This is a genomic window from Streptococcus sp. ACS2 (assembly GCF_000525585.1).
Lineage (GTDB): Bacteria > Bacillota > Bacilli > Lactobacillales > Streptococcaceae > Streptococcus.
In genome coordinates this window covers 23,139-37,438 of the sequence record NZ_JALT01000012.1, presented here as the reverse complement: position 1 = coordinate 37,438, position 14,300 = coordinate 23,139, and the positions used below count along the sequence as shown (strand labels likewise).

Annotated in this window: 12 protein-coding genes; 4 read left to right on the top strand and 8 right to left on the bottom strand. The window is 42.8% G+C overall.

Annotated elements, in window-relative coordinates; genetic code table 11:
* Window positions 1-476 precede the first annotated feature (476 nt).
* Window positions 477-3,116 carry a DNA polymerase I gene (gene polA, locus HMPREF1517_RS01485; protein ID WP_037599081.1) on the bottom strand — a complete coding sequence of 880 codons (2,640 nt, stop codon included), beginning with the start codon at window positions 3,114-3,116 and terminating at the stop codon, window positions 477-479.
* 231 nt (window positions 3,117-3,347) lie between these two features.
* Between polA and HMPREF1517_RS01480 the strand changes: the two genes are divergently transcribed.
* A complete protein-coding gene (locus tag HMPREF1517_RS01480; protein ID WP_037599080.1) occupies window positions 3,348-5,696 on the top strand; it encodes an endonuclease MutS2 in 2,349 nt (782 codons plus the stop codon).
* Window positions 5,697-5,798: 102 nt separating this feature from the next.
* On the opposite strand, the gene HMPREF1517_RS01475 is transcribed toward HMPREF1517_RS01480, so the two are convergent.
* On the bottom strand, window positions 5,799-6,341 hold the full coding sequence (locus HMPREF1517_RS01475; protein WP_004183553.1) for a CvpA family protein: 543 nt from the start codon (window positions 6,339-6,341) through the stop codon (window positions 5,799-5,801).
* On the bottom strand, window positions 6,338-6,652 hold the full coding sequence (gene zapA / locus HMPREF1517_RS01470; protein WP_004183554.1) for a cell division protein ZapA: 315 nt from the start codon (window positions 6,650-6,652) through the stop codon (window positions 6,338-6,340). Before zapA ends, HMPREF1517_RS01475 begins: the two co-directional genes overlap by 4 nt.
* A gap of 316 nt (window positions 6,653-6,968) precedes the next feature.
* On the opposite strand from zapA, the gene rnhC reads away from it, so the two are divergent.
* The 3 genes from rnhC to recD2 are packed head-to-tail and all read left to right on the top strand — an operon-like array spanning window position 6,969 to window position 11,066.
* A complete protein-coding gene (gene rnhC, locus HMPREF1517_RS01465) occupies window positions 6,969-7,859 on the top strand; it encodes a ribonuclease HIII (protein ID WP_037599079.1) in 891 nt (296 codons plus the stop codon).
* Between the two features lie 18 nt (window positions 7,860-7,877).
* The gene (gene lepB / locus HMPREF1517_RS01460; RefSeq protein ID WP_013991198.1) at window positions 7,878-8,501 is read left to right on the top strand and encodes a signal peptidase I; all 624 of its coding nucleotides are present in this window, start codon (window positions 7,878-7,880) and stop codon (window positions 8,499-8,501) included.
* Window positions 8,502-8,561: 60 nt separating this feature from the next.
* Window positions 8,562-11,066, top strand: coding sequence for an SF1B family DNA helicase RecD2 (gene recD2 / locus HMPREF1517_RS01455; protein ID WP_037599078.1), 2,505 nt, complete (start codon window positions 8,562-8,564; stop codon window positions 11,064-11,066).
* Window positions 11,067-11,117: 51 nt separating this feature from the next.
* Here recD2 and HMPREF1517_RS01450 read toward each other — a convergent pair whose 3' ends face one another.
* From HMPREF1517_RS01450 to tsaB, 5 genes are read right to left on the bottom strand one after another with little or no spacing between them, the layout of a single operon-like run.
* A complete protein-coding gene (locus HMPREF1517_RS01450; RefSeq protein WP_037599077.1) occupies window positions 11,118-11,444 on the bottom strand; it encodes an AzlD domain-containing protein in 327 nt (108 codons plus the stop codon).
* Window positions 11,431-12,123, bottom strand: a complete 693-nt coding sequence (locus HMPREF1517_RS01445; protein WP_037599076.1) for an AzlC family ABC transporter permease — start codon at window positions 12,121-12,123, stop codon at window positions 11,431-11,433. Before HMPREF1517_RS01445 ends, HMPREF1517_RS01450 begins: the two co-directional genes overlap by 14 nt.
* A gap of 51 nt (window positions 12,124-12,174) precedes the next feature.
* On the bottom strand, window positions 12,175-13,188 hold the full coding sequence (gene tsaD, locus HMPREF1517_RS01440; protein WP_037599075.1) for a tRNA (adenosine(37)-N6)-threonylcarbamoyltransferase complex transferase subunit TsaD: 1,014 nt from the start codon (window positions 13,186-13,188) through the stop codon (window positions 12,175-12,177).
* Window positions 13,188-13,643, bottom strand: a complete 456-nt coding sequence (gene rimI / locus HMPREF1517_RS01435) for a ribosomal protein S18-alanine N-acetyltransferase (protein WP_037599074.1) — start codon at window positions 13,641-13,643, stop codon at window positions 13,188-13,190. The genes tsaD and rimI overlap by 1 nt, the downstream gene beginning before the upstream one ends.
* Window positions 13,603-14,289, bottom strand: coding sequence for a tRNA (adenosine(37)-N6)-threonylcarbamoyltransferase complex dimerization subunit type 1 TsaB (gene tsaB, locus HMPREF1517_RS01430; RefSeq protein ID WP_037599073.1), 687 nt, complete (start codon window positions 14,287-14,289; stop codon window positions 13,603-13,605). Before tsaB ends, rimI begins: the two co-directional genes overlap by 41 nt.
* Window positions 14,290-14,300: the final 11 nt, after the last annotated feature.

Below are 14,300 nucleotides of genomic sequence, written 5' to 3'. Positions count from 1 at the left end.
TTTAATTATATAACTAAAATTAGAAATGTTTATTCCAAATTTATTTGAGAGTTGTTCTAAGTTATTCCTTCCTTTCTAAGTTCATAGATTAGAACTTGTGACTTGCTCTTCGGATGAAAGCCTCTGCTACCGGCCAAGGCTTAAAAAACCACCGATTCAGCACCACCTTTGCTAGCTAACCCGACTAGCAAGTCTCATTAGTATATTAACTACTGGTCGGGAACCCCTATCTAATATAACACTTTAGGGGAACTTTTTTGATACATCGTTAAAAACTTTTCGGAACCACTAGCATAGCTGGTGGTTTTCAATAGGCAAAAAAGCCGAACCTCAGTCCAGCTTTCATCTGTCTATTTCTACTTGGTCATAAAGTAGATGATTATTACTAATATAGCCACAATACCTAGGATAACAGCCAGAAATCCTAGCATGTAACGCAAGAGAAAATAGGTAAATGGAAAATTTTCTTTCATGTTTTACTTTGCCTCATACCATGTACGGCCGTCATTCTCATCTGCAATGAGTGGGACAGCGAGTTCGACTGCAGCTTCCATGGTTTCTTTAACCAAGGCTTTCATCGCTACAAGTTCATCGTTTGGCACCTCAAGGACGATTTCATCGTGCACTTGGAGGAGCATCTTAGTTTTATAGCCACCTTCTACCAAAGCCTTGTCTAAGTTAATCATAGCAATCTTGAGGATATCAGCGGCACTTCCTTGGATAGGTGAGTTGATAGCTGTACGCTCTGCGAAGTTGCGAACATTAAAGTTACGAGAATTGATATCTGGCAACTCACGACGGCGGTGGAAGAGAGTTTCTACGTAGCCCTTATCCTTAGCTTCACGAACCACATTATCCATATAGGCCTTGATACCAGGATAACGCTCAAAGTAGGTGTCGATATACTCCTTGGCCTTTTTACGGCTAATGCCAAGGTTGTTAGAAAGGCCGAAGTCAGAAATGCCATAAACGATACCGAAGTTAACAGCCTTGGCGTTACGACGGTCGTTAGGTGTGACATTCTCTGGCTTTTCAATACCAAAGACACGCATGGCGGTAGAGGTATGGATATCTGCCCCCTCTTTAAAAGCAGCAATCAAATGCTCATCTCCCGAAATGTGAGCCAACACGCGCAACTCAATCTGTGAATAATCCGAGCTTAAAAGCACTGCGTCCTCAGTCGATGGGACAAAAGCCTTACGGATGAGACGACCTTGCTCCAAGCGAACAGGGATATTTTGCAAGTTTGGATCCACTGATGAGAGGCGACCTGTCTGTGTTAAATCTTGCACATAACGGGTATGGATCTTGCCATCCTCAAGGATATAATCCTGAAGCCCCAAGACATAGGTAGACTGAAGCTTAGTGATTTGGCGGTACTCCAAAATCTTAGCTACGATTGGAGCAATTGGTGCCAAACGTTCAAGGACATCCACAGCCGTTGAATAACCTGTCTTGGTTTTTTTAGTGTATTCCAAAGGCAGTCCCATCTTTTCGAAGAGGATGACACCCAACTGTTTTGGCGAGTTGATATTAAACTCTTCGCCCGCCATTTCATAGATTTCTTGGGTCAATTTATCGATGACTACTTGGTTTTCCACTGCCATCTCGTTAAGGGTTTGTCCCTTAACCTTAATACCAGCGATTTCCATCTTAGCTAGCACATTTGCCAGTGGTAACTCCATATCAAAGAGAAGCTCTGATTGACCGTGTTCAGCCAATTTTTCAAGCATGACAGGTTTAGCTACCTGAAGGACCTTGACTTTTTTAGCTAGGTGGCTGAGCAAGACCTCTTTTTCAGGAACGGCACGTTTAGCTCCTTTACCATAGACCACTTCATCTGTTTCAAGCGGCAAGTCTGTATAGAGACGGGCAATGGTTGACAATTCATTGTCCTCAACGGTTGAGAGGAGATACTTGGCCAGACGTGCATCAAAATTAGCTGTAGGCAAGTCAATACCTAGATGACTCAAAAGGACCTTACTACGCTTGAAATCGTAGATATTAACAGCTTTAGAAAGAGCTGCCTGGAAGGCGTCTGATTTGAGTAGATCAGTATCTGTAGACGCATAAATCTGCTTGTCGTTACCCCATGCAAAACCGATGATAGGCTCAGTGTGATAATTCTCACCAAGGATTTCAAAATAAAAGAAATCATCAAGGCTGAAGTGATCCGCTGTTACTTGGCTAGGCTCTTCATAGGCCACATCAAAATCTTGTGGCACAGCCTCGCCACCAAGGGCATTTTTAAACTGAACAAAGCCCATCTCGTCATAAAAGGCTGCCAATTTTTCAAGGTCAGGTCCCGTAAAGGCCGTATCATCGAGACCAATTTCAATAGGAGACTGGGTATCAATAGTCGCCAGGGTCTTAGAAAGGAAGGCTTGTTCCTTGTCATTGATGAGATTTTCCTTCATTTTGGACTTCTTCATCTCGTCGATGTGATCATAGATACCTTCAAGGGAACCGTGTTCCAAGAGGAGCTTGAGACCTGTCTTTTCACCAATCTTAGTCACTCCTGGAATATTATCGGACTTATCACCCATGAGGGCCTTAAGGTCGATGAATTGAGCTGGAGTAATCCCCATTTTCTCCATGAGGTAGTCAGGTGTGAAGGCTTCAAACTCAGCTACACCTTTTTTCGAAATCTCAACGACTGTATTTTCGTCAGTCAGCTGAATCAAGTCTTTATCCCCAGAAACAACTGTGATTTGGTAGTCCTCACTGGTATTTTCAGCCATCTTAGCTAAGGTACCGATAATGTCATCTGCCTCGTACTGAGCCAAGTCATAATAGGCGATGCCACGTGCAGCCAACATCTCACGAATATAAGGGAACTGCTCACGGAATTCCTCTGGAGTCTTGGCACGACCAGCCTTATAGTCCGCAAACATCTCTGTACGGAAAGTTGTTTTACCAGCATCAAAAGCTACCAAAACATGAGTCGGTTGGATACGCTCAAGCAGGTTGTCCAACATGAGGTGGAAACCGTAGATAGCATTGGTATGAAGGCCGTTATTGTTACGAAAACGGTCAATTTGATTATAGAGTGCGAAAAAGGCACGAAAGGCAACGGATGAACCGTCGATTAATAGTAATTTTTTCTGATTAGTCATAGGTTTATTATAGCATAGATGGGAGCATTGGTTTTAATTGAAAATCTCTTATTTTAGAGAGACTCTTTTGTAAAATAGTCGTTCAAAAATAAAAAACTTCAAGGAAAATTGTTCAGAGACAAACTGTAAAAATAGTCACTCAACATCTGATGACAAAAGCCCGCTTATAAAACTATCTCAAGCATTTCCCACCTCCACCCCCCTATAGTCAAATGTGTTATAATAGGAGCTATGAACACAAAGATTTTAGACCAATTAGAATTTAACAAGGTCAAGGACCAGTTCACAGAATACCTGCAGACTGAACAGGCTCAGGCGGAGTTGCGTGACTTGGTACCTATGACCAATCCAGAAAGAATTCAAAATCAATTTACAGAAATCCAAGAAATGGCAGAGATTTTCGTAGAGCACCATGGCTTTGCCATTGGTAGCTTGCGAGATATTTCTGAGCCCTTGCGTCGCTTGGAACTAGATGCTGACCTCAACATCCAGGAGCTCATTGCTATCAAGAAGGTGCTACAAGCTTCAGCTGACCTCGGTCGCTTTTACGCTGACCTTGAAAATGTAGAGCTCATTGCCCTTAAACGTCTTTTCGAAAAGATTGAAGCCTTCCCAAGTCTCCAAGGTAGCCTTCAGAGCATCAATGACGGTGGTTTTATTGAGCATTTTGCTAGCCCAGAGTTGCAAAATATCCGTCGTCAACTTAAATCTTGTGATGATGCCATTCGCCAGACCTTGCAAGACATTCTCAAGAAATCTGGCCACATGTTGGCTGAGAGTTTGATTGCTAGTCGTAACGGTCGTTCGGTGCTTCCTGTCAAAAATACCTACCGTAACCGTATTGCTGGAGTTGTGCATGACATCTCAAGCTCTGGAAACACAGTATATATCGAGCCACGTGCCGTTATCCAGCTTAACGAAGAAATTACACAATTACGTGCAGACGAACGCCACGAGATGGCTCGTATCCTGCATGAACTGTCTGATCAACTCCGTCCACAGGCTGCTGCAATTGCCAACAACGCTTGGATTTTGGGCCACATGGACTTCATTCGAGGAAAATATCTCTATCTCCATGATAAAAAAGCGGTTATTCCAAAGATTAGTGACAACCAAACACTACAACTACTTAACGTTCGTCACCCTCTTTTGGCCAATCCTGTAGCCAACGATTTGCACTTTGATGAGGACCTCACGGCCATTGTCATCACAGGTCCCAATACTGGTGGTAAAACGGTCATGCTTAAAACGCTAGGACTAGCACAACTAATGGCTCAATCTGGTCTTCCAATTTTGGCTGATAAGGGCAGCCGTGTCGCCATTTTCCAAGAGATTTTTGCGGACATCGGAGACGAACAGTCTATCGAACAAAGTTTGTCAACTTTCTCTAGTCACATGACCCACATTGTTGAGATTCTGAATGCTGCCGACAGTAACAGCCTGGTCTTGGTCGATGAGCTTGGGGCTGGTACCGACCCTCAGGAAGGAGCTAGTCTAGCCATGGCAATCTTAGAGCACCTCCGTTTAAGTCAGATTAAGACCATGGCTACCACTCACTATCCTGAGCTTAAGGCCTATGGGATTGAGACGCAACATGTGGAAAATGCCAGCATGGAGTTTGACACAGCGACTTTAAGCCCTACCTATCGTTTTATGCAAGGGGTTCCTGGTCGTTCTAATGCCTTTGAAATTGCTCGACGCCTCGGTTTGAATGAGATTATTGTCAAGGAAGCAGAAAACCTCACGGATACTGATAGTGATGTCAACCGTATCATCGAGCAACTTGAAGCCCAAACTGTGGAAACACAAAAACGTCTGGAACACATCAAGGACGTGGAGCAAGAGAACCTTAAATTCAACCGTGCGGTCAAGAAACTCTATAACGAATTCTCCCATGAATACGACAAGGAACTCGAAAAGGCTCAAAAAGAAATTCAAGAGATGGTTGATACCGCTTTGGCTGAGAGCGATAGTATTCTCAAAAATCTCCACGATAAGAGTCAACTCAAACCTCATGAAGTTATCGACGCCAAAGGAAAACTCAAGAAACTTGCCCCACAAGTGGATCTCTCTAAGAATAAGGTCCTTCGTAAGGCTAAGAAAGAAAAGGCTGCGCGTGCCCCTCGTGTCGGAGATGATATCATCGTTACTGCTTATGGTCAACGTGGTACGCTTACCAGTCAAGCCAAAAATGGTAACTGGGAAGCCCAAGTAGGTCTCATCAAGATGACACTCAAGGCAGATGAATTCACTCTGGTTCGTGCCCAAGCTGAAGCCCAACAACCTAAGAAGAAACAGATTAACGTGGTTAAAAAAGCCAAGAAGGCATCTAGCGGTCCTCGTGCCCGTCTAGACCTTCGTGGGAAACGTTACGAAGAAGCCATGCAAGAGCTTGATGCCTTTATTGACCAAGCCCTACTTAATAACATGAGTCAGGTGGACATCATCCACGGTATTGGTACAGGTGTCATCCGTGATGCTGTTACCAAATATCTCCGACGTCATCGCCATGTTAAAAGTTTTGAATATGCCCCACAAAGTGCTGGTGGTTCCGGGTGTACCATTGCAACCTTAGGGTAAAAATAGATAAGAAAGACTGAGACCTTGTGTTCAGTCTTTTTTCATATGTTACCAAAACAAAGAACAAAAAAGCCTCCCTTAATCAAGGAAGACTTCTATTTTCTATATCACACTTGTCCACAAGTGCTGGATAATCTGACTAACTGGAAAATTCCAATTAATCAAAAGTCGCAAAACCCAGCTAGATGACAAGACCGTTTGAATGTTATTCATGGGAACAGTCGCAAGAATATTACCCAACATAGTCAAAGGCACAAGACTCACTAAGGAGGCCAAGACACCACCTACCACTTGGTAACGTCTCTGATCAAGTCGCTCAATTCTCACAAAATGGAAGAAAATCCCAAGAAAGCGCAAACCATAATAAGCCACACAGTAAATGGCAAAATAGGCAACACCTGCATAATAGACACGGTCAAGTGAGAAGATGTTCTGATCTTTAAAGAAAGCTATACTAGCATCTTTTGTTGGATTGGTATAAGGTATCCAAAGATTGATAGCCTCTCCTAGCGACCGGTAAAAGTAGGCCGCTACACACATGGCAATAATGACTGAAACCACGTAATAAGCTTGCATAAAAAGGCCTCGACGGTAGCCAATGTAGAAATTCCAAGCCACGATAGCTAAGACAAGGAGTCCAATCATGCGTCATCCTCATCGTCATTTGTAGCTGTCGCCTTGACCTTAAGTTGTTCAAGTTGCTTAGCTCTCAACGTTTCCAACTCTTTTTCCATATCTTCAACTTGTATTTCACGTTCCAACTGAGTCGACAAAGAATTGATAGCCATTAGGATAGCAATCGTTTCATTGTCAGCATTTTTCATCTGCTCTTTGATAATTTTATATTTCTCGTGGGCAACACGCTCAACCTCTTCCATGAATAGATTATCCTTATCAGTTGTTAGCGTGAGGTTCTTCTCTCCAAAATGAAATTTGTAACGGTTCTTATTTGCCATTTGCTTGTTAGCTGCCAATCAATGGTGGTCACGGATTCGCCACCGCAGCTTCTCCTTATTTTATTGCTTTTATATCGCCATTTTTTAGCAAGATTCAGACACTTACTCTGAGGCGTGTTCGACACTTAAATGCCAACCTATTTCTTCTAATTGTGGAAAAAAGAGCAGGGTTAGGCATTCTCTTTCTAATCATTATATCCTAAATTTTAACTTTCGTAAATTTTAGACTTTGCACTTCTCCAGAAAAATAATTTTCAGGGATTCCGAGTCTGTAAAATATCTACCAATTCTCCTTTTTTGTGCTAAAATAGATTTCATGGGCACAATCGTATTAAAAATGACAGCAGAGCAGATTTCGACACTCCAGAAGGACCTAGCAAGCTATGCGACTGCGACTAAAAATCCTTATGCAAGTTTTTCAGCCAAGGTCGATGGAATAAGTGTCATCGCCTATACTTCAGGAAAGGTAACTTTCCAAGGTGCTAAGCCAGAAATCCTAGCTAGCCGTTTTGGATACCAAGCTGAACCTAAGCATTCACCTGATGGGCAAAACCTAGCCCTAATTGGATCAGACGAAGTCGGAAATGGCTCCTATTTTGGTGGTCTAGCTGTTGTAGCTAGTCTAGTTACCCCAGCTGACCATGCCTTTTTGAAATCTCTAGGAGTTGATGATTCTAAAAATCTTAACGATATCAAGATTCGTCAGATTGCACCTATGTTGGAGGAGAAAATTCCTCACAAGGCACTCCTTCTTTCGCCTAGAAAGTACAATGAAGTGGTTGGAGACGGTAAGAGTCATAATGCTGTGTCCGTTAAAGTAGCCCTCCATAATCAGGCTATCTTCCTATTGTTACAATCAGGTGCTAAACCAGATAAGATTGTCATCGATGCCTTCACCAGCGAGAAAAATTATCAAAAATATCTCAAGAACGAACGTAATCGCTTTGACTTCCCTATTACTTTAGAAGAAAAAGCCGAAGGTAAATACCTAGCTGTCGCGGTGAGCTCTATCATCGCTCGCAATCTCTTCCTGGAAAATCTGGATAAACTCAGCCAAGAAGTAGGTTATACTCTTCCTTCAGGTGCTGGTGCTAAGTCCGACCAGGTCGCAGCCAAGCTTCTTCAAGCCTACGGAGATCAGGCTCTCCAAGCTACTGCTAAATATCATTTCGCCAATACTAAAAAAGCCTACCAACGCTTAAAATAACCCTGAAAGGCCTTAACTATGAAAAACAAATGGACCCAATACTTTCTCATTTTTCTTCGTGAATGGGGACTCTTTATCCTCTTTATCACATTCTTCCTCTTGACTCGCCTCTTCCTCTGGCTTCCTGTTCAGGTTGACGGCCACTCAATGGATCCAACTCTCGCCAATAACCAGCGTGTTATTGTTTTGAAACACACGTCCATTGAACGCTTTGATATTGTCGTTGCCAAGGAGGTTGAAAATGGTAAGACGAAACAAATCGTAAAACGTGTCATTGGGATGCCAGGTGATACCATTACCTATCAAAACGATAAACTTACTGTCAACGGTAAAGAAGTCAAGGAAGAATACCTCAAAGAATTCCAGGCTGCCTTTGCCAAAGATAAGCTACAAAAAGAGTATGCATACCGCGATTACTTCCAACAACTGGCTAAAGAATCTAAGGCCTTCACTGTCAACGCAGACAAAAACACCACTTTCTCTGTCACTGTTCCTGAAGGCAAATATTTCCTACTTGGAGATAACCGTATCGTTTCAAAAGATAGCCGCGAAGTTGGTTACTTTGACAAGAGTGCTCTTGTAGGGGAAGTCAAATTCCGCTTCTGGCCTCTTAATAAAATTGGTACCGTTGAAGACAACTAAAACTACTAAATAAGATAAGGTTGGGGAAACCCAGCCTTATTATGTATCTAGGAAAAACACATGCAAGAATTTTATTTTTCAGGAACTATCGAACGCGTCATTTTCGAAAACGCTAGCAATTTTTTTCGTATCTTACTCTTAGAGATTGACGAAACGGACAGTGATTTTGAAGACTACGAAATCATTGTCACAGGAACTATGGGGGATGTCATGGAGGGTGAAGACTATACCTTCTGGGGCCAACTAACCAATCACCCTAAATATGGGGAACAGCTACAAATGACCCGCTACGAGCGTTCAAAACCTTCTGCCAGCGGTCTTATCAAATATTTTGCCAGCGACAATTTCAAAGGAATCGGTAAGAAAACGGCCGAGCGTATTGTCGAAATTTACGGAGAAGACCCTATTGACAAGATTCTCGAGAATCCTAGCGAGTTAGAGCAGATTCCCAACCTCTCCAAGGTCAATCGAGAAGCCATTGTTGCTAAGTTAAAAATCAATTATGGAGCCGAGCAAATCCTGTCCAAACTTTCTAGCTATGGACTCACACCAAAGGCCGCCTCACAAATTTTCAACCAATATAAGGAAGAGTCACTAAATCTTATTGAGGAACACCCTTATCTATTAGTAGAGGAGATTCAAGGAATCGGTTTTAAAATGGCTGACCAACTAGCTGAACGTCTTGGAATTGCTAGTGATGCTCCTGAGCGTTTACGAGCTGCCTTGATTCATTGTCTACTAGAAGCCAGTATGGAAGAAGGCGACACCTACATAGAAGCCAAAGCCTTGCTTGAACGGACCATCATTCTTTTGGAAGGTGCTCGTCCGATTGAACTTGACCCCGCCTTGGTCGCTAACCAATTAACCAATCTTATCCAAGAGGATAAGGTGCAAAATGTAGAGACTAAAATCTTTGATAATACCCTATATTTTGCGGAACAGGGCATTTATACCCACCTAACTCGTATCATGAAGGACAAACTTGATGTTAGCTCTGAAGACAAAATCTTAGACAGCCTTGAAGAGGTGGAAGAGGAGCTTGGTATTACTTATGATCAGGTTCAAAAAGATGCCATTATCAAAGCCCTACAAAGCAAGGTCTTCATCCTGACAGGTGGTCCCGGAACAGGGAAAACCACTGTTATTAACGGCATTATTAAAACCTATGCTGACCTTCATGGCCTAGATCTCAAAAAGTCTGATTTACCCATTATTTTAGCAGCACCAACGGGACGGGCTGCTCGTCGGATGAACGAACTCACCCAACTCCCTAGCGCCACTATTCATAGACATTTAGGCCTCAATAGCGAGGACGATTTTAAGACCTTAGAGGACTATCTCGATTGCGATTTGATTATCATCGACGAGTTCTCTATGGTTGATACTTGGTTGGCCAATCAACTCTTTGAAAGTATCCCTGATTCAACCCAAGTTATCATTGTGGGTGACCAAGACCAACTACCTTCCGTAGGCCCTGGCCAAGTCTTGGCTGACCTTTTGCAGATTGATAACTTGCCTAAAGTTTCCCTAACCAAAATTTTCAGACAATCCGAGGATTCCACTATCGTTACCCTAGCTAGCCAGATGCGCCAAGGCCAACTACCCGCTGATTTCACAGAGAAAAAGGCTGACCGCTCTTACTTTGAGGCCAATGCCAACCATATTCCACAGATGGTTCCTAAAATCGTCTCTGCTGCGATAAAGAGTGGGATTGCAGCTCAGGATGTTCAGATTCTAGCCCCCATGTACCGAGGACAGGCTGGTATTAACAATCTCAATACCATTATGCAAGACCTACTTAATCCTAAAGAAAAGGCCAATCAGTTCGCCTTTAATGATATCTTCTTCCGCAAAAACGACAAGATTCTCCATCTGGTCAACGATACCGAACTTAATGTCTTCAATGGCGACATCGGAATCATTACTGATCTCATTCCTGGTAAATATACTGAAAGCAAGCAGGACGAAATTTACATGTCCTTCGATGGCAATGAAGTTATCTATCCTCGTAACGAATGGAGTAAGATTACTCTGGCCTATGCCATGTCAATCCACAAATCCCAAGGGAGTGAGTTCCCAGTCGTTATCCTTCCCATCACACGCCAAAGTGGGCGTATGCTACAACGTAACCTCATTTACACCGCAATCACACGCGCCAAGAGTAAACTAGTCATGCTAGGGGAAATCGCAGCCTTCGATTATGCTGTTCACAACGAGGGGGCTAAACGAAATACTTATCTCATCCAACGTTTTGAACAAACTTATACACAAGCTGTTGATAAGTCTGTCGAAAAGATTGTTAAAAACGAGGCAACAGACGCATCCAATCAAACAAAAAAGGAAAACAACGAATCCTCAGAACCCCTTGAAAACAAAGACATTTCGGGAAATCTAAATCCATCTCCAGCTCTTATTAACACTTATTCACAACCTGTGGATAAGTCTGTTAACAAACCTGTGCAAACCGAAGAAAACTATCGTTTAACTGAAGATAATTGGTCAACTATAGATCCAATGATTGGTCTCAGTGAAGACGATATCGCTGCTTTTTTTAACAATAACTAAAAAAGACTTGGAAAGCGACTCACTAAGAGCAACTCCAAGTCTTTTCATTTACTAAAACACTAAACGAATCAGGGCCATAGACACTATACCGACGATTACTGCATAGAGCAGATTTTTGCTCTTAAATGCTACAATTACCGTTGGCACAGTAGCCAGTATTTCCATCCACTTAAACTGTGGCAAGTGACCAATCTTCTCAGTCGTGAGACTAGAGAGAATCAGAGCAAAGAGGATAGAAACTGGTAAGTAGTGCAAAAATCGAACAACGATATCTGGTAAGCCCTTGTATTTCACTAAAACAAAGGGGAGAATACGGGGCACCCAGCTAACAACAAATCCAAGTAGAATGGCAATGAGAATAAACTTATTGACGGCCATCACACATCACCCCCACACTACATCCAACTAAAGTAGCCACTAAAACAGCCAAAGATTCCGACAAGATGACACTAAAGCTCAGATAAGCCATAGCAATAGATAGTAAAATCAAGAATAGCTTACGCACGCCTTTACCTAACAAAGCATCTATCTGACTACTTAACAAACCTATAAACATGGCAATCAAGGCAAAATCCAAACCAAAAAGCTCAGGATTAGGAATCATAGAACCAATCAAACACCCAACAACTGATGATACAATCCAAACCAGATAGCTGAAAATATTGTTCCCATGCATCCAGTTCGCAGAAATATCTTTATGGTGCACATATTCTCCCAACAAGACACCATAACTTTCATCCGTAATCAGACTACCAATTCCCAGCTGATTCCAGAGGCTTGTTTTTGTAAAAATCGTCGTTGCATGTAAACTCATCAACATGTTACGCAAATTAACTAAGAAAACAGTCAAGGTTAACTCACCAAGGCTAGCTCCTGCAACTACTAATGCACACATAGCAAACTGAGCCGAGCCACCATAGACCAAGGCACACATGAGGCCAACCTCAAGGGCCGATAGACCAGAAGCCGCCGCTACAACACCAAAGGCTAGGCCAATAGCCACATATCCTAGGGCTGTCGGTACTGCAGCTTTTACACCTAAACGAAAGGCAGACATACTCAATTCCTTTCTAAAGGAACCTCTTACCAGACTAGTAAGAGGTTCTTCTTATTCTTCAAATCCTGCAAAGGCAAGACTTGGTTTTGCATTCAAGTCCAACTCAGCAAAATGTTTCTGATCACATTCAATGGCAGCTGCTAGGGCAATCATGCCAGCATTATCACCACAGAGACGTAAAGGCGGAATAACCACATCTACATCCGTAATTTCTTCAGCCAAACGTTCACGTAAGCCCTGATTAGCTGCTACGCCACCAGCAACAACAAGTGTCTTAACAGGATAACGTTCCAAGGCTTTCTTAGTCTTAGCTAGGAGAATATCCAACACAGCAGCTTGGAAGGAAGCACAAAGGTCCTCTTTGACTAGAACTTCTCCCTTCTGTTCTGCATTGTGATGCAAATTGATGAAAGCAGACTTTAGGCCTGAAAATGAAAACTCCAAGTGGTCTTCCTTAATCATAGCGCGTGGAAAATCATAAACATCTTTCCCTTTATGAGCCAATTCATCAATTTCACGCCCAGCTGGGTAGGTCAAACCCATCACACGCCCAACCTTATCATAGGCCTCACCAACTGCATCATCACGTGTCTCACCAACAATCTTGTAATTTCCTGGTTCTGACACATAAACCAACTCTGTGTGTCCCCCAGACACCAAAAGTGCTAGGAGGGGGTATTCCAACTCTTGCACCTCACGCGCTGCCATAAGATGCCCAGCCATATGATTAACTGGAATCAAAGGCAATCCATGTGCCCAAGCGAAGGCCTTAGCCGCTGCCATCCCGACCAAGAGCGCTCCGACCAAACCAGGACCATAGGTTACTGCTACAGCATCTAGTTGTTCAGCAGTAATGCCCGCCTCTGAAAGGGCATCCTTAATGCAAAGAGTCACCACTTCCACATGGTGACGACTAGCCACCTCAGGGACAACACCACCAAAACGTTTATGGCTTTCCACCTGACTGGCAATAATATTACTCAAAAGTTCCTTCTCATTTTTCAAAACGGCAACTGAAGTCTCGTCACACGAGCTCTCCACTGCCAAAATATATCTATCTGCCATTAGACTTCCTCTCGCCTCATGATAACTGCATCTTCTTGAGGCTCATGATAATAATTTTTTCGAATTCCTAGACTTTCAAAACCAAATTTTCTATAAAGCGCCTGAGCGACTTGATTTGAAGTCCTCACTTCTAGAAATATAGGCTCACTACGATCTTCCAAATGCTTCATCAACTGACTAGCATAACCACGCCCTTGATAAGCTTTTAAAACGGCGATATTGGTCACCTCGAGCTCACCCACCAAATTTTGAAGGGCTAAAAAACCAACAACTTCTTCCTGATCATACACATAGAAATATTCCGTAGTATCTAAAGCCAAGTCTGCTACGACTTGTTCCATCGTCCACGGAGACTTGTCATAAACATCCGACAAAATCTGATAAATCAGTTGGGCTTGCTCTTGGCTACTCAGTCTAGACGCGCTTGATGTAGTTGTCACGGTTAGTCTCCTCATGCGTCTTAAGCCAATTCTCCTCTGCCTCAACCCGCTTCAAGTAATGTGGAACAAAAGCATCCACATCAACAGAAGGCAAGGACAAGCCTAAACGACCAATTAACTGAGCTGATGGAAGGTTAGACAAGATCGTTGCCTCTGGAAGACTTTCCTTAATCTGATCCACAAAATGAGATACTTCACCGACAAATGTCACCTTTTTATAAACTTTAGCTTGCTCAAGAACATCTACAAAAGCTGCATGACAATCAGGGACGATAGCCTGACCATTTTCATAAAAACCAACGTAAACATTATTACGACGGGCATCCATGATAGGAATCACAACACCGTCAACCGAAAGGTTTGTCAGCGCCTGTAGACTTGAAACCCCCACTAAATCAATGTCAAGCGCATAGGCTAACGTCTTAGCTGTTGCGACAGCCACACGAAGCCCTGTGTAGGATCCAGGCCCCTGTGCAACCACAATACGTTCTAAATCAGACGGCTGCCAGCCTGCCTGAGCAACTAAAAAATCAATGGTGGGCATTAAACTAATACTGTGGTTCTTTTTTACTGTGACAGTTGTTTCTGCCACTAGTTTCTCATCTTCCAACAAGGCTACTGATAAAGCAGTGCTAGAAGTATCAAATGCTAATATTTTCATCTTTTTTCCTT